We start from the raw sequence: 13,959 nt of genomic DNA, 5'->3' as shown, positions 1-13,959 counted from the left end.
GTGAGCGCTACTCAACAACGCTATCTGAGGAATAGTGATGTTCAGGCGCATCGCTGCAAAATCAAAGTTAATTGTGGCATCAGGTACAGCTTTCAGTAAATTGATGCATTTATTGTTTTGCTGCTGGGCTAACTCGGGAAATGCACTGCTATTAAGGCCAATTCGTTCAAGGAGTACCTGGTTAAAACAGGGCATTAACCCACCTGATTTATCACCTGTATTTTCTGTTGTCGATTCAAATACGATATCCTGTGAACCAATGAACTCATCATTACGCCAGAGATCCACCCGATAAACGCCCGCAGGTTGATGATTACCTCTCTCAAAGCGCGATAAATCAGCAACGGATGTGCCATTCTCTAATAAAAATGCCGGGTTGAAATAACTTTCCGCATAGCTTAAAAAGGAGGGTAAAATGGCAAGAGATGAATAACAAATTCCGGCCAGACACCAGGTATACCTCTGCGGAATATCCGTAGTAGTGGGTATTTTCATAATTAGCTCTGATATTGTCAGATGATTCGGTTAGTTTAAGTTCACTTCTCTGACCGGGGTTACTGAACCATAATCATTAACGGTCTGAAATTTCAGCTTTCCCTGCACTCCTGAGGGTAAGGGAATTTGTGAACTAACTCTGGGTGCCGCCATAGCATTCCCCAACTTTTGGCTGCCCACTTGCAGGTTAACGAGGGTGACATAAAAAGGTGATGGATTATGAACATTGATATAGTTACCGGATCGCGAAAACTTGAGTGTGTCCGGCGCTTCTGCGGGTAATTCTTGTAATTGAATTGGACGGAGAAATAATTTCATGCGCGATAAAATCGCCAGTTGCAAAACATTCCTGCCGTTCAATGCATTTTTATCTACCGAAGGGATCGTCTTAACATTCATCCAGAACAGAGACTCACGATCTGCCGCCAGCGGTGGACCGGTGTAAATAATACGCAAAGTATTTTCGCTTTTGGGTTCACTAACAAATAGTGGCGGTGTAATGATGAATGACTTTTCTTTTACACCGCTGCTGTTTTCAATCCACGAATTGACCAGAAAGAGCTCATTGGTATGGCTATTTTTAATCCATACCGCAGTCTGTTTAGCATCAGCGGGATAAATAATACGCGTGGCACCTAATGCGATCCCTCCGGCAGCATGGGCGCTGGCCGAAATGATTAAATAAAATATCATGAGCATCAATAACTTTATTTTAGTCATCATAGTTAATACGCCTTGTGTATTCCTGACGGCAAAAGATTGCTTTGGCTTCTTACAACACATCATTCCCTTTTCATTTAATAAAGCGGCATGATACAAAGTGAACGTGGTTTCGATTTACATTGCCACCATACCGCTTCAGACAACCGGTACATTACTTTGTTATAAGACGTGATATATAATTCAAAACAACGTGGTTTTGATTATTCGTATCTCATAATAAAAGTCGCGTCAGCATTTGCTTGCCCTGCTGATGCACTTGTACCGGTGCCTTTATAACGTGCAGAAAAATGAAGAACGTTGGTCCCGGGGATCAAGTTCTGGTTGGTTGAGAAGCTATTCCCATCAGGTTTGAGAATTGCGGATGTATTATCAAGTATTTCAATACCGACACCCGTTGCTGTTGTTGTATTTGTACTGGATGCAATGGCCAATAAATTATCATTGATTGCATCAGCCTGACCAGAAAATGCAACGGCAGCATTAGCGGCAACAACAGGATCGCAGTCGTTCAACTGAATGGTGAATGGAATTAATGCAGAGGTATTACCAACAGCATTGAAAATATCGGTACGATATTGACCGAGTGTGACAACCTGGTCTGCCGAGTCAGTATTCACTGAACAGGCAGCATTCACCAGTTCGCCTTCAAAGTGAATTGTACCGCCATCTACAACGGCAGCATAACTACCCGTAGCGGCGAATAGTGCGGCAGCCAGCGCAGACGAAATAAATCTTAATTTCATATATATTCCTTCAATCTCATTTATCGACTCCACATCCGTATATAACCGATTACTTTATTTAAGACACTGATAGTAGTAAAATTCCTTTTTATCCTCTAAGAATGTCTTAATTGAAAATATGCACTCTATTCTAAAAAATAGAGAGCCCCGTTAGATGAATACTTCCGCGCAAAATATATTCAACACAAATATAGACCTGAAGCGGTAAATTACCAGGCTGAAAATTCTTTTTATATTGTCAGGTATTTCTTAAATTATCTTAATCCTTAAACAAGGAAATAAATCAGTTCCAGATTTACAACGCCATCATGTACGAAAAATGAAGCTTTCAATCTCAGCGACCTCAGCGACGGTGCGCCTAACCTTCGCAAGAGGTCGCTTCACGCGATAAATCTGAAACGAAACCTGACAGCGCGCCCCGCTTCTGACAAAATAGACGCATCCCCTTCGACCTACGTAACAGATGGAATCCTCTCTCTGATGGCAGCAAAGATTATTGACGGTAAAACGATTGCGCAGCAGGTGCGCTCTGAAGTTGCTCAAAAAGTTCAGGCTCGTATTGCAGCCGGACTGCGGGCACCAGGACTGGCCGTTGTGCTGGTGGGTAGTAACCCTGCATCGCAAATTTATGTCGCAAGCAAACGCAAGGCTTGTGAAGAAGTCGGGTTCGTCTCCCGCTCTTATGACCTCCCGGAAACCACCAGCGAAGCGGAGCTGCTGGAGCTTATCGATGCGCTGAATGCCGACAACACCATCGATGGCATTCTGGTTCAACTGCCGTTACCGGCGGGTATTGATAACGTCAAAGTGCTGGAACGTATTCATCCGGACAAAGACGTGGACGGTTTCCATCCTTACAACGTCGGTCGTCTGTGCCAGCGCGCGCCGCGTCTGCGTCCCTGCACCCCGCGCGGTATCGTCACGCTGCTTGAGCGTTACAACATTGATACCTTCGGCCTCAACGCCGTGGTGATTGGCGCATCGAATATCGTCGGTCGCCCAATGAGCATGGAACTGTTGCTCGCAGGTTGCACCACCACCGTGACTCACCGCTTCACTAAAAATCTGCGTCATCACGTAGAAAATGCCGATCTGTTGATCGTTGCCGTTGGCAAGCCAGGCTTTATTCCCGGTGACTGGATCAAAGAAGGCGCAATTGTGATTGATGTCGGCATCAACCGTCTGGAAAATGGCAAAGTTGTGGGCGACGTCGTGTTTGAAGACGCGGCTAAACGCGCCTCATACATTACGCCTGTTCCCGGCGGCGTTGGCCCGATGACGGTTGCCACGCTGATTGAAAACACGCTACAGGCGTGCGTTGAATATCATGATCCACAGGGTGAGTAACATGGCGACATTTTCTTTAGGTAAACATCCGCACGTTGAGCTGTGCGACTTGCTGAAACTGGAAGGCTGGAGCGAAAGCGGCGCGCAGGCGAAAATCGCGATTGCCGAAGGCCAGGTGAAAGTCGACGGTGCGGTTGAAACGCGCAAACGCTGCAAAATCGTCGCCGGTCAGACAGTGAGTTTTGCAGGACACAGCGTACAGGTTGTTGCCTGATCCCTTTCCCGGCCTGTATCAACAGGCCGGTTCTCTTTTCAGACTTTTGCCCTCTACGCCCCGTTCATCCATGCTGATAGCATCGACATTTTGCCGAAGCGACCATCATGCCAACCGTTATTACGCACGCCGCCGTTCCCCTTTGCATTGGTTTAGGGTTGGGTTCGAAAGTCATCCCTCCGCGTCTGTTATTTGCCGGAATCATCCTAGCGATGCTGCCCGATGCCGACGTATTGTCGTTTAAATTTGGCGTTGCTTACGGCAATGTTTTTGGTCATCGCGGGTTTACCCATTCGCTGGTGTTTGCGTTTGTTGTCCCGCTCTTATGTGTGCTGATTGGACGTCGATGGTTCAGGGCTGGGCTGATTCGCTGCTGGCTGTTTTTAACCGTCTCGTTGCTATCGCACAGCTTACTGGATTCGGTAACCACTGGCGGTAAGGGCGTTGGCTGGCTGTGGCCGTGGTCAGATGAACGCTTTTTCGCTCCCTGGCAGGTGATTAAAGTCGCGCCGTTTGCATTGTCTCGTTACACCACAGCGTACGGGCATCAGGTGATTATTTCCGAATTGATGTGGGTGTGGTTGCCGGGGATGCTACTGATGGGAATGTTGTGGTGGCGCAGACGATAACCGGATGCGAAAACTCGCATCCGGCAATTGCGCAATTACTTACGACGCCAGGTGGTCCCTTGCGGGCCATCTTCCAGCACGATCCCCATCTCGTTAAGACGGTCACGTGCCGCATCTGCCGCCGCCCAGTCTTTCGCTTTACGGGCATCCAGACGCTGTTGAATTAACGCTTCAATCTCAGCCACTTCGCTGTCGTCTGCCTGCGCGCCGCTTTGCAGGAACGCTTCCGGTTCTTGCTCCAGCAGGCCCAATACAGCGGAAAGTTTACGCAGGTGAGATGCCATTGCATTCGCCGCTGCCATATCTTCTGCTTTCAGACGGTTCACTTCACGCGCCATATCAAACAGCACGGAATAGGCTTCCGGGGTGTTGAAATCGTCGTCCATCGCTTCAATAAAGCGCGCTTCAAACGCTTCGCCACCGGCAGGCGCAACGGTTTTATCTGTGCCGCGCAGCGCAGTGTAGAGGCGCTCCAGCGCCGCACGCGCCTGCTTCAGGTTCTCTTCGCTGTAGTTCAGCTGGCTGCGATAGTGGCCCGACATCAGGAAGTAACGCACGGTTTCCGCGTCGTAGTATTTCAGCACATCGCGCACGGTAAAGAAGTTACCCAGCGATTTGGACATCTTCTCGCGGTCAACCATCACCATTCCGGAGTGCATCCAGTAGTTCACATACTGACCATCATGGGCACAGGTGGACTGCGCGATTTCGTTCTCGTGGTGCGGGAACATCAGGTCTGAACCGCCGCCGTGGATATCAAAGTGGTTACCCAGCTGCTTGCAGTTCATGGCCGAACATTCAATGTGCCAGCCAGGACGACCCGCGCCCCACGGAGACGGCCAGCTCGGTTCGCCCTCTTTCGACATCTTCCACAGAACGAAGTCCATCGGGTTGCGTTTGTCATCAACCACGTCAACGCGCGCGCCAGCCTGCAGCTGGTCGAGATCCTGACGCGACAGCACGCCATAAGTTGGATCGGTCGGGACGTCGAACATCACGTCGCCGTTGTCCGCCACATAAGCGTGACCTTTGGCGATCAGTTGTTCAGTGAGTTCAATAATTTCTGCGATATGGTGCGTCGCGCGCGGCTCCATATCCGGGCGCAGAATGTTCAAAGCATCAAAATCTTTGTGCATTTCGGCAATCATGCGATCCACCAGCGCCACAAAGCTTTCGCCATTTTCATTGGCGCGTTTGATGATTTTGTCGTCGATATCGGTAATGTTGCGCACATACTTCAGTTTATAGCCGAGGAAACGCAGATAGCGCGCAACCACGTCAAAAGCAACAAAGGTACGCCCGTGACCGATATGACAGAGATCGTAAACGGTGATTCCACACACGTACATGCCGACTTCCCCGGCGTGAATAGGCTTAAATTCCTCTTTTTGGCGTGTCAGAGTATTGAAGATTTTTAGCATCGAAGATTCCGTTTAGACATGTGTGGGTAATTGAGTTGCGTATAATACCCATATTTCCCGCGCGAATCAGCATACATTGCGTGATGATCCGATCGTGCGGTTATGCTATAACACCACCCTATATATGACCCGAACTGGGTTGAAGCACCAATCAAACGGAACAGGATGCAAAAATGGTTACTTTCCACACCAATCACGGCGATATTGTCATCAAAACTTTTGACAATAAAGCACCTGAAACAGTTAAAAACTTCCTGGACTACTGCCGCGAAGGTTTTTACAACAACACCATTTTCCACCGTGTTATCAACGGCTTTATGATTCAGGGCGGCGGTTTTGAACCTGGCATGAAACAAAAAGCCACCAAAGAACCGATCAAAAACGAAGCCAACAACGGCCTGAAAAATACCCGTGGTACGCTGGCAATGGCACGTACTCAGGCTCCGCACTCTGCAACTGCACAGTTCTTCATCAACGTGGTTGATAACGACTTCCTGAACTTCTCTGGCGAAAGCCTGCAAGGTTGGGGCTACTGCGTGTTTGCTGAAGTGGTTGACGGCATGGACGTGGTAGACAAAATCAAAGGTGTTGCAACCGGTCGTAACGGTATGCACCAGGACGTGCCAAAAGAAGACGTTATCATTGAAAGCGTGACCGTTAGCGAGTAATCGTGGCGACACTCTTTATTGCAGATCTTCATCTCTGCGTGGAAGAACCGGCGATCACCGCCGGTTTTCTGCGTTTTTTAGCGGGGGAAGCCCGCAAGGCCGACGCGCTGTATATTCTTGGCGATCTGTTTGAAGCATGGATTGGCGACGACGATCCCAACCCACTCCATCGCCAGATGGCGGCAGCGATCAAAGCGGTGTCCGATTCCGGCGTTCCCTGTTATTTCATTCATGGCAACCGTGATTTTCTGCTCGGCAAACGCTTTGCCCGTGAAAGCGGCATGACATTATTGCCGGAAGAAAAGGTGCTCGAACTTTATGGTCGCCGGGTGTTGATTATGCATGGCGACACGCTGTGCACCGATGACGCGGGTTATCAGGCTTTTCGCGCCAAAGTCCACAAACCCTGGCTGCAAATGCTATTCCTCGCCCTGCCGTTGTTTGTGCGCAAACGCATTGCCGCGCGAATGCGCGCGAACAGCAAAGAAGCCAACAGCAGTAAATCGCTGGCGATCATGGACGTTAACCAAAACGCTGTGGTCAGTGCGATGGAAAAACATCAGGTGCAATGGCTAATCCACGGGCATACCCATCGCCCGGCGGTGCATGAACTTATCGCCAACCAGCAACCTGCTTTTCGCGTGGTACTGGGTGCCTGGCATACGGAAGGTTCGATGGTGAAAGTCACGGCGGATGACGTTGAGCTGATTCATTTTCCGTTTTAAAAAACCCACAACTTTGCTGATTTCACAGCCACGCAACCGTTTTCCTTGCTCTCTTTCCGTGCTATTCTCTGTGCCCTCTAAAGCCGAGAGTTGTGCACCACAGGAGTTTTAAGACGCATGTCTTCCCGCAATAATCCGGCGCGTGTCGCCATCGTGATGGGGTCCAAAAGCGACTGGGCTACCATGCAGTTCGCCGTCGAAATCTTCGAAATCCTGAATGTCCCGCACCACGTTGAAGTGGTTTCTGCTCACCGCACCCCCGATAAACTGTTCAGCTTCGCCGAAAGCGCCGAAGAGAACGGTTATCAGGTGATTATTGCGGGCGCAGGCGGCGCAGCGCACCTGCCAGGCATGATTGCCGCCAAAACGCTGGTGCCGGTGCTGGGCGTGCCAGTACAGAGCGCCGCACTGAGCGGTGTCGATAGCCTCTACTCCATCGTACAAATGCCGCGCGGCATTCCGGTGGGTACGCTGGCGATTGGTAAAGCTGGCGCGGCAAACGCGGCATTACTGGCAGCACAAATTCTCGCGACTCACGATAAAGAGCTACACCAGCGTCTGAATGGCTGGCGCAAAGCCCAGACCGACGAAGTGCTGGAAAACCCGGACCCGCGAGGTGCGGCATGAAACAGGTTTGCGTCCTCGGTAACGGGCAGTTAGGCCGTATGCTGCGTCAGGCAGGCGAACCGTTAGGCATTGCTGTCTGGCCGGTCGGGCTGGACGCTGAACCGGCGGCGGTGCCTTTTCAACAAAGCGTGATTACCGCTGAGATCGAACGCTGGCCGGAAACCGCATTAACCCGCGAGCTGGCGCGTCATCCGGCCTTTGTGAACCGCGATGTGTTCCCGATTATTGCTGACCGTCTGACTCAGAAACAGCTTTTCGATAAGCTCCACCTGCCGACCGCGCCGTGGCAGTTACTTGCCGATCGCAGCGAGTGGCCTGCGGTGTTTGATCGTTTAGGTGAACTGGCGATTGTTAAGCGTCGCACTGGTGGCTATGACGGTCGCGGTCAATGGAGTTTACGCGCCAATGAAACCGAACAGTTACCGGCAGAGTGTTACGGTGAATGTATTGTCGAGCAGGGCATTAACTTCTCTGGTGAAGTATCGCTGGTTGGCGCGCGCGGCTTTGATGGCAGCACCGTGTTTTATCCGCTGACGCATAACCTGCATCAGGACGGTATTTTGCGCACCAGCGTCGCTTTTCCGCAGGCCAACGCACAGCAGCAGGCGCAAGCCGAAGAGATGCTGTCGGCGATTATGCAGGAGCTGGGCTATGTGGGCGTGATGGCGATGGAGTGTTTTGTCACCCCGCAAGGTCTGCTGATCAACGAACTGGCTCCGCGTGTGCATAACAGCGGTCACTGGACACAAAACGGTGCCAGCATCAGCCAGTTTGAGCTGCATCTGCGGGCGATTACCGATCTGCCGTTACCGCAACCAGTAGTGAATAATCCGTCGGTGATGATCAATCTGATTGGTAGCGATGTGAATTATGACTGGCTGAAATTGCCGCTGGTGCATCTGCACTGGTACGACAAAGAAGTCCGTCCGGGGCGTAAAGTGGGGCATCTGAATTTGACCGACAGCGACACATCGCGTCTGACTGCGACGCTGGAAGCCTTAATCCCGCTGCTGCCGCCAGAGTATGCCAGCGGCGTGATTTGGGCGCAGAGTAAGTTCAGTTAAGCAGGTGCTCATTTGATTGCCGGATGCGGCGTAAACGCCTTATCCGGCTTACCGCTCCGGTACCCATTGTAGGCCTGATAAGACGCGTCAAGCGTCGCATCAGGCATGGTGCACCGATTGCCGGATGCTCTCATCACTACAGCGAAATACAGGTCCCCGCTTCGCCCGCCAGCGTCTCTTCAATTCGCGATAACGCCCCAATCCACGCGGGTTTACTACGGCTTCTGACATAACCACTCACCGCCGTTACCTTCGGCCCCATCGAACCATCGGCTTTGGCAAATGGCGCTAACTCATCCGGTGTGGCATGGCGAATGGCACGTTGCTGCGGCGTTCCCCAGTTTTCATATACCGCATCAGCATCGGTGAGGATCACCAGTCCATCGGCATTAATCTGCTCGGCGAGCAACGCAGCGGCGAGATCTTTATCAATCACCGCTTCACTCCCTGCCCCATCTTCCGTCACAGGCACACCGCCGCCGCCACTGCAAATCACCACATGCCCCTCTTTGAGCAACAACTCGATGGCTTCGCTGTCGAGAATTTTACGCGGTTGCGGAGACGCCACCACCCAGCGCAAATATTTACCATCACGTTTCATCTGCCAGCCGTAAGCCGCTTCCAGTGCCTCTTGTTCTTCTGGCTGATAAACCGGACCAATAAATTTCTCTGGCTGCAAAAACGCCGGATCATCAGGCGAAACCTCAATGCGCGTCAGCACCGTCGTAACAGGCGGCATCTGCGGCTGTGCGCTCAAGCTCTGCGCCAGCATATAGCCAATCATCCCCTGGCTTTCCGCCACCAGCACATCCAGCGGATACGGTTCTACCTCTTTCCACGCCAGATTCTGTAACGCCAGCAGCCCCACCTGCGGCCCGTTGCCGTGAACAATCGCCAGCCGATAAGAACGGGCCAGGCGTGCCAGCGCGGGTACAGCACTGGCGATATTGCGATATTGATTTTCCGCCGTCAGCGCCTCACCGCGCTGGAGTAAGGCGTTGCCCCCAAGAGCTACAACCAGTGTTTTCATGGTTTTCCTTGTAATAATTGTTGGCCAAGCCAGAACCCCAGCAGCGTATCTGCCCCTGACGTATGCCCCAGCGCCAGCAGCGAATCAATCGCAACAGCGGTACGTTTCGGGCAACTCAGAGCATGGACAAAGTGCAGGAGTGGCGAGGCGAAATATCCTTGCGCGGCATAACGTAAATAACTGACGCTCACCGCTGTGGTAACGAGTTGAAGATTGTCGGAACAGGCAAAAAACGGGCGACCGGCGCGCGCATCTAAAGCGCCATAATACCAGGCCGCCAGCAGCATTCCGCTCAACGTGTCATCATGACTTGGCGTTAATCCGGGGCCTTTACCCAGCCAGTGCCGCCAGTCGGTCTTAACGCCATTGAGCGCGGCCTGAAAACAGTGACGAAACTGGCGTAATTCAGCGGGCAGCGGATCGCTTGCCGCCATCGCCAGTGGCCCGAAAAGTCCGGTTTCCTCCGCGCGTTGCATCCATGCAGCTGCAAGCGGTTGAGGATGCGAAGGCGGCGTAATACGCAGCAAACAATAACGCTGTGGCTGTTTAACCGTGAAACGCCCGAGGCGAATCCCTTTAGCCACAACCTGTGGTCGTTCATTGCCGCATAATCCACCGCATAACGCATCGAATTGCGTGCGGCGAAATTACACATTCCCGTCAAGCTATAGAAGAAACGCTGCCCTGGCTTTCCTCTTTTGGCGCTGACCCAACGGGTGGGATGACCCGTTTACTTTATTCGCCGGAATGGCTGGAAACCCAGCAGCAATTTAAAAAAAGAATGGCAGCAAGTGGGCTGGAAACACGTTTCGATGAAGTGGGGAATTTATACGGTCGCCTGAGTGGCACCGAATATCCACAGGAAGTGGTTCTGAGCGGTTCGCATATCGATACCGTGGTTAACGGCGGTAACCTCGACGGGCAATTCGGCGCGCTGGCGGCGTGGCTGGCAATTGACTGGTTGAAAACGCAATACGGCGCACCGTTACGTACGGTCGAAGTGGTGGCGATGGCAGAAGAAGAAGGCAGCCGCTTCCCGTATGTCTTCTGGGGCAGTAAAAATATCTTTGGGCTGGCGAATCCTGACGACGTGCGGAATATCTGTGATGCCAAAGGAAATAGTTTTGCCGATGCGATGAAGGCTTGCGGATTTACTCTGCCTAACGCCCCACTAACTCCGCGTCAGGATATAAAAGCCTTTGTTGAACTGCATATTGAACAGGGCTGTGTGCTGGAAAGTAATGGGCAATCAATTGGCGTGGTGAATGCAATTGTCGGGCAGCGTCGCTATACGGTGACGCTGAACGGCGAGTCAAACCATGCAGGCACCACGCCGATGGGTTATCGTCGTGATACGGTTTACGCTTTCAGTCGCATTTGCCATCAGTCGATCGAAAAAGCGAAAAAGATGGGCGATCCGCTGGTTCTGACCTTTGGCAAAGTAGAGCCGCGCCCGAATACGGTAAATGTGGTGCCGGGTAAAACCACGTTCACCATTGATTGTCGTCATACCGACGCTGCCGTGCTGCGCGATTTCACCCAACAGTTAGAAAACGACATGCGGGCGATTTGCGATGAAATGGACATTGGTATTGATATCGATTTATGGATGGACGAAGAACCCGTGCCGATGAATAAGGAGCTGGTCGCCACCCTGACAGAATTGTGTGAAAGAGAAAAACTGAATTACCGGGTGATGCACAGTGGTGCCGGGCACGACGCGCAAATTTTCGCGCCTCGCGTACCAACCTGCATGATTTTTATCCCCAGCATCAACGGGATCAGCCATAACCCGGCGGAACGCACCAATATTACTGACCTTGCCGAAGGGGTCAAAACGTTGGCACTCATGCTTTATCAACTTGCCTGGCAGAAATAAGGAGTCATAAATGGGATATTTAAATAACGTCACCGGTTACCGCGAAGATTTACTGGCTAACCGTGCGATTGTTAAACACGGTAATTTCGCACTGTTAACCCCGGATGGTCTGGTAAAAAATATTATTCCGGGCTTTGAAAATTGTGACGCGACAATCCTCTCCACGCCAAAGCTGGGTGCCTCTTTTGTTGATTATCTGGTCACACTGCATCAAAACGGTGGCAACCAACAGGGCTTCGGTGGCGAAGGCATTGAAACGTTCCTGTATGTGATCTCTGGAAATATCACTGCCAAAGCCGAAGGCAAAACATTTGCCTTAAGCGAAGGTGGCTATCTTTATTGCCCACCAGGCTCCTTAATGACGTTTGTTAACGCCCAGGCCGAAGACAGCCAAATCTTTTTATATAAGCGCCGCTATGTTCCGGTAGAAGGCCATGCACCGTGGCTGGTTTCTGGCAATGCCAGCGAACTGGAACGCATTCACTATGAAGGTATGGATGATGTGATCCTGCTGGATTTTCTGCCCAAAGAGTTAGGTTTTGATATGAACATGCATATCCTCTCTTTTGCACCAGGTGCCAGCCACGGTTATATCGAAACACACGTTCAGGAACATGGTGCCTATATTCTTTCCGGTCAGGGGGTTTATAACCTCGACAATAACTGGATCCCGGTGAAAAAAGGCGATTACATCTTTATGGGCGCTTATTCTTTACAGGCTGGTTATGGCGTAGGGCGTGGTGAAGCGTTCAGCTATATTTACTCGAAAGATTGCAACCGCGACGTAGAGATTTAAGTCATACCACTCGCCTGATTATTTTTAGCTATGTTGGATTTTGCCACGGTTTATACCGTGGCTTTTTTTGTAACATTGCCTGATGCGCTTCGCTTATCAGGCCTACATGACCTCTGCAATATATAGAATTTGCGCGATTTTCAGGAAGGATATAGTACTCATGCCGCATCCGGCATGAGTACTGCGCTCTTATACGAAATAAATCGCATCCGCTTTAAAGGCAAGAGTCAGTTTTTAATTCCCTGACCTATTTTAATGGCGCAGGCAATATTTCGCGCGCTGTTGAAGAGATTGGTTTCACCGCTGGCGAGCACTTCGGCTAAAGGTGCCAGACGAGGCAAAATGCTGAATAGCGCGTCAATGCCGTACTGGTGCACCACTTCCACGCCATCACCCAATACACCAGCAATCCCAATCACCGGTACATTAAACTGCTTCGCCACCGACGCAACGCCCAGCGGCGCTTTACCGCCTGCCGTTTGCGAGTCAATGCGCCCTTCCCCGGTGATCACCAGTGCTGCCCCCTGCACCGCCTGCGCAAGATTGACCGCATTCAACACAATCTCAATGCCCGGTTTAATATCCGCATTGAGAAATACCGCCGCCGCAATCCCCATACCGCCCGCAGCGCCGCCGCCCGCCATCTGACAGACATTAATTTCAGTTTGCTGTTGTAAAACACGGGCGTAATTTTGCAGCCCCTGTTCCAGCTCTTCAACCATCTCCGGCGTTGCCCCTTTTTGCGGGCCAAATACCGCCGCCGCGCCGCGTGCCCCTACCAGCGGGTTATCAACGTCACATGCCACTTCAATATGGCTGTTCGCCAGACGCGGATCGCATTCCTCCATCTCAATGCTTGCCACGCGCGCTAAATTGCCGCCGTTAGCCGCCAGCACCTGGCCGTCGGCATCAAGGAAACGCACACCAAGCGCCTGCGCCATGCCCATACCGCCGTCGACCGTCGCACTGCCGCCAATGCCGAGAATAATATGGCGAATGCCGTTATCCAGCGCATGGCGAATTAACTCCCCCGTACCAAAACTGGAGGCCAGCAACGGATTACGCTTTTCAGGCGCGACCAGCATCAGGCCACTTGCTGCCGCCATCTCAATCACCGCTGTTTTCCCGTCTCCGGTAAGGCCATAAAAAGCATTCACTTTTTCGCCCATCGGCCCGCAGACTTCAAGCGTCACGATGTTGCCACCCGTCGCGGCGACCATCGCATCCACCGTCCCTTCGCCGCCATCCGCTATCGGCAAACAGATATAGTGCGCATCGGGAAAGAGGGTCGAAAACCCGGCTTTAATTGCCTGACAACATTTTTCTGCACTTAAGCTCTCCTTAAAAGAGTCTGGCGCAATGACAATCTTCATTATCAATCCTTTTTCAACAAATTATTCGATGCGTTCCCACGGAATAAGATTATCCATAAGAACAGCCAGTAAAATTCCGACCAGTAAGCCGTTACTGAGCAGAGGACGAAGCGTTAATGGAAGGTCTTGCAAATACACAGGCGGTAATGCCATTAAAAATATGCCGACAAATAACGGCAATGCGAGTCGATAAATATTGCGCTCGGTAAACGTTATTTGCTGGCT

General features: G+C 51.4%; 15 protein-coding genes and 2 pseudogenes. 9 read left to right on the top strand and 8 right to left on the bottom strand.

The window, feature by feature from the left end; genetic code table 11:
- The 3 genes from ACUU1I_RS15905 to fimA all read right to left on the bottom strand — a co-directional run.
- A partial coding sequence (locus ACUU1I_RS15905) for a FimD/PapC N-terminal domain-containing protein (RefSeq protein ID WP_280237580.1) occupies positions 1–495 on the bottom strand: 495 nt, incomplete at its 3' end.
- A 30-nt stretch (positions 496–525) separates the two neighbouring features.
- Positions 526–1,218 (bottom strand): type 1 fimbria chaperone FimC, encoded by a 693-nt coding sequence (gene fimC, locus ACUU1I_RS15900; RefSeq protein ID WP_000988387.1) that lies wholly within the window; start codon positions 1,216–1,218, stop codon positions 526–528.
- A gap of 200 nt (positions 1,219–1,418) precedes the next feature.
- Entirely contained in the window at positions 1,419–1,961 is a 543-nt protein-coding gene (gene fimA, locus ACUU1I_RS15895) for a type 1 fimbrial major subunit FimA (RefSeq protein WP_000776555.1), read from the bottom strand.
- Between the two features lie 480 nt (positions 1,962–2,441).
- Between fimA and folD the strand changes: the two genes are divergently transcribed.
- The 3 genes from folD to ACUU1I_RS15880 all read left to right on the top strand — a co-directional run bounded on the left by folD (position 2,442) and on the right by ACUU1I_RS15880 (position 4,151).
- Positions 2,442–3,308, top strand: a complete 867-nt coding sequence (gene folD / locus ACUU1I_RS15890; RefSeq protein ID WP_000729155.1) for a bifunctional methylenetetrahydrofolate dehydrogenase/methenyltetrahydrofolate cyclohydrolase FolD — start codon at positions 2,442–2,444, stop codon at positions 3,306–3,308.
- Position 3,309: 1 nt separating this feature from the next.
- A complete protein-coding gene (gene ybcJ / locus ACUU1I_RS15885; RefSeq protein WP_000190288.1) occupies positions 3,310–3,522 on the top strand; it encodes a ribosome-associated protein YbcJ in 213 nt (70 codons plus the stop codon).
- 107 nt (positions 3,523–3,629) lie between these two features.
- The gene (locus ACUU1I_RS15880; RefSeq protein WP_001143547.1) at positions 3,630–4,151 is read left to right on the top strand and encodes a metal-dependent hydrolase; all 522 of its coding nucleotides are present in this window, start codon (positions 3,630–3,632) and stop codon (positions 4,149–4,151) included.
- Positions 4,152–4,186: 35 nt separating this feature from the next.
- Here the strand turns inward: ACUU1I_RS15880 and cysS are convergent, their stop codons facing one another.
- Positions 4,187–5,572 carry a cysteine--tRNA ligase gene (cysS, locus tag ACUU1I_RS15875; protein ID WP_000912345.1) on the bottom strand — a complete coding sequence of 462 codons (1,386 nt, stop codon included), beginning with the start codon at positions 5,570–5,572 and terminating at the stop codon, positions 4,187–4,189.
- 173 nt (positions 5,573–5,745) lie between these two features.
- On the opposite strand from cysS, the gene ppiB reads away from it, so the two are divergent.
- From ppiB to purK, 4 genes are all read left to right on the top strand, one after another.
- Entirely contained in the window at positions 5,746–6,240 is a 495-nt protein-coding gene (ppiB, locus tag ACUU1I_RS15870; protein ID WP_000256011.1) for a peptidylprolyl isomerase B, read from the top strand.
- A 2-nt stretch (positions 6,241–6,242) separates the two neighbouring features.
- Positions 6,243–6,965: a UDP-2,3-diacylglucosamine diphosphatase gene (lpxH, locus tag ACUU1I_RS15865; protein ID WP_000212252.1), complete on the top strand. Its 723-nt coding sequence runs from the start codon at positions 6,243–6,245 to the stop codon at positions 6,963–6,965.
- A 117-nt stretch (positions 6,966–7,082) separates the two neighbouring features.
- Positions 7,083–7,592, top strand: coding sequence for a 5-(carboxyamino)imidazole ribonucleotide mutase (gene purE, locus ACUU1I_RS15860; RefSeq protein ID WP_005052935.1), 510 nt, complete (start codon positions 7,083–7,085; stop codon positions 7,590–7,592).
- Positions 7,589–8,656, top strand: coding sequence for a 5-(carboxyamino)imidazole ribonucleotide synthase (purK, locus tag ACUU1I_RS15855; RefSeq protein ID WP_000815547.1), 1,068 nt, complete (start codon positions 7,589–7,591; stop codon positions 8,654–8,656). Before purE ends, purK begins: the two co-directional genes overlap by 4 nt.
- Before the next feature lie 136 nt (positions 8,657–8,792).
- On the opposite strand, the gene ACUU1I_RS15850 is transcribed toward purK, so the two are convergent.
- Together ACUU1I_RS15850 and ACUU1I_RS15845 are read right to left on the bottom strand one after the other, a co-directional pair.
- Complete coding sequence (locus tag ACUU1I_RS15850; RefSeq protein WP_000855390.1) at positions 8,793–9,686, bottom strand: carbamate kinase; 894 nt, start codon at positions 9,684–9,686, stop codon at positions 8,793–8,795.
- Positions 9,683–10,330 (bottom strand): annotated as a pseudogene (locus tag ACUU1I_RS15845) (DUF2877 domain-containing protein); the annotation flags it as partial. The gene ACUU1I_RS15850 and the pseudogene ACUU1I_RS15845, both read right to left, overlap by 4 nt.
- A 2-nt stretch (positions 10,331–10,332) precedes the next feature.
- Between ACUU1I_RS15845 and allC the strand changes: the two are divergent.
- Together allC and allE are read left to right on the top strand one after the other, a co-directional pair.
- Positions 10,333–11,565, top strand: coding sequence for an allantoate deiminase (gene allC / locus ACUU1I_RS15840; RefSeq protein WP_024260233.1), 1,233 nt, complete (start codon positions 10,333–10,335; stop codon positions 11,563–11,565).
- Between the two features lie 10 nt (positions 11,566–11,575).
- A complete protein-coding gene (gene allE, locus ACUU1I_RS15835) occupies positions 11,576–12,361 on the top strand; it encodes a (S)-ureidoglycine aminohydrolase (protein WP_000540996.1) in 786 nt (261 codons plus the stop codon).
- A 227-nt stretch (positions 12,362–12,588) separates the two neighbouring features.
- On the opposite strand, the gene glxK is transcribed toward allE, so the two are convergent.
- Both glxK and ACUU1I_RS15825 read right to left on the bottom strand, forming a co-directional pair.
- Positions 12,589–13,734, bottom strand: coding sequence for a glycerate 3-kinase (glxK, locus tag ACUU1I_RS15830; RefSeq protein ID WP_005066591.1), 1,146 nt, complete (start codon positions 13,732–13,734; stop codon positions 12,589–12,591).
- Positions 13,735–13,755: 21 nt separating this feature from the next.
- Positions 13,756–13,959, bottom strand: a pseudogene (locus tag ACUU1I_RS15825) (uracil/xanthine transporter); the annotation flags it as partial.

Source organism: Shigella sp. SIG3 (assembly GCF_053555855.1).
The sequence above is the reverse complement of the archived record's forward strand: the minus strand, read 5'-3'. Positions and strand labels throughout refer to the sequence as shown.

What these genes read in the sequence shown, in the direction of transcription:
- fimC (WP_000988387.1), bottom strand. Translation starts at nt 1,218, where the DNA reads ATGATGACTAAAATAAAGTTATTGATGCTCATGATATTTTATTTAATC.
- fimA (WP_000776555.1), bottom strand. Translation starts at nt 1,961, where the DNA reads ATGAAATTAAGATTTATTTCGTCTGCGCTGGCTGCCGCACTATTCGCC.
- folD (WP_000729155.1), top strand. Translation starts at nt 2,442, where the DNA reads ATGGCAGCAAAGATTATTGACGGTAAAACGATTGCGCAGCAGGTGCGC.
- ybcJ (WP_000190288.1), top strand. Translation starts at nt 3,310, where the DNA reads ATGGCGACATTTTCTTTAGGTAAACATCCGCACGTTGAGCTGTGCGAC.
- ACUU1I_RS15880 (WP_001143547.1), top strand. Translation starts at nt 3,630, where the DNA reads ATGCCAACCGTTATTACGCACGCCGCCGTTCCCCTTTGCATTGGTTTA.
- cysS (WP_000912345.1), bottom strand. Translation starts at nt 5,572, where the DNA reads ATGCTAAAAATCTTCAATACTCTGACACGCCAAAAAGAGGAATTTAAG.
- ppiB (WP_000256011.1), top strand. Translation starts at nt 5,746, where the DNA reads ATGGTTACTTTCCACACCAATCACGGCGATATTGTCATCAAAACTTTT.
- purE (WP_005052935.1), top strand. Translation starts at nt 7,083, where the DNA reads ATGTCTTCCCGCAATAATCCGGCGCGTGTCGCCATCGTGATGGGGTCC.
- purK (WP_000815547.1), top strand. Translation starts at nt 7,589, where the DNA reads ATGAAACAGGTTTGCGTCCTCGGTAACGGGCAGTTAGGCCGTATGCTG.
- ACUU1I_RS15850 (WP_000855390.1), bottom strand. Translation starts at nt 9,686, where the DNA reads ATGAAAACACTGGTTGTAGCTCTTGGGGGCAACGCCTTACTCCAGCGC.
- allE (WP_000540996.1), top strand. Translation starts at nt 11,576, where the DNA reads ATGGGATATTTAAATAACGTCACCGGTTACCGCGAAGATTTACTGGCT.
- glxK (WP_005066591.1), bottom strand. Translation starts at nt 13,734, where the DNA reads ATGAAGATTGTCATTGCGCCAGACTCTTTTAAGGAGAGCTTAAGTGCA.